The 1,108-nt window shown below is 51.0% G+C and carries 1 protein-coding gene; it reads left to right on the plus strand.

Going from position 1 to position 1,108, the window contains the following annotated elements:
• On the plus strand, positions 1–984 hold a 984-nt coding region (locus BLP80_RS14990), incomplete at its 5' end, for an IS1380 family transposase (RefSeq protein WP_176754405.1).
• Positions 985–1,108: the final 124 nt, after the last annotated feature.

A 1,108-nucleotide genomic window follows, 5' to 3' on the forward strand; every position in this document is an offset into this window, starting at 1 on the left:
GTGGGCGACTGGTTGCGCCGCACGGGTGCTGGCAAAGGATTGGCGGGTCTTTCCCGTATCAATCGGCGGATCGTTGCCACGCGGATTCGTCAATCCGGTATCACCGCCCATACCTTGGACGGCGATGCTTCACAAATCATCGCCGAGAAAAAAGCGGCCTGTTTTACCTATAAAGGAGAGCAAGGGTATATGCCGATGATTGGTCACTTAGCCGAGGCAGGCGTGGTGATTCATGATGAATTCCGAGAGGGTAACATTGCTCCAGCCAGCAAAAACCTCGAATTTATTCAGGCGTGTGAAGCCTACCTGCCCAAGGGGCATCATATCGCCCATGTTCGCCTGGACTCAGCAGGCTATCAGGCGGATATCTTCAACTACTGTGAAGAAACGAGCAAAACCTTTGCCATTGGCGGTCGGCTCGACGCATCGACCCTCAAGACCATCGAAGCTATCCCCGAATCGGACTGGGCACACTATGCCGATTGCGCCATAGCCGAAACCACACACAGCATGAATGAGACGCACAAGGCGTTTCGCCTGATCGTAGTCAAGTACAAACGCCAAGCCGAACTGTTTGATGATCAGCCCAAGTATCACGTGATTGCTAGCAATCGCCAGGAGTCTGCAGAAGATACGTTGGTCTGGTATCGCCAACGTGGCGAAGTCTCCGAGAACGGTATCAAAGAGCTAAAAATCGGCTTTGGTATGGAACGTATGCCCTGCGGACAATTCGAGGCCAATGCCGCTTTTCTTCGTATCGGTGTAATCGCTCATAATTTATTTGTCTTATTCAAGCATTCTGCCCTGGACAGCGGATGGCAGCGTCATCGAGTGGCAACAGTACGTTGGCGCCTGTTTCATCTGCCAGGCAAGCTCGTACGTCATGCACGTACGCTAGTACTCAAGATCGCGACCGAGTCCGTCAAGTTATTTCAAAACATCCGTACTAAAAGCTACCAATTGGCCCAATCCCTCGTTCCGTAACTGACCCGTCCCTTTATCTACTCGGTGCCGCCTCACTGCGGAAAAAACAAACTCGTCTTCAAAAAGCTAAAATGTAACAATAACACTGAAATTAGTGGCGTCATACTCATACTCGCCATCAAAT

Origin of the sequence: Nitrosomonas sp. Nm132, assembly GCF_900100485.1 — a bacterium.
Lineage (GTDB): Bacteria > Pseudomonadota > Gammaproteobacteria > Burkholderiales > Nitrosomonadaceae > Nitrosomonas.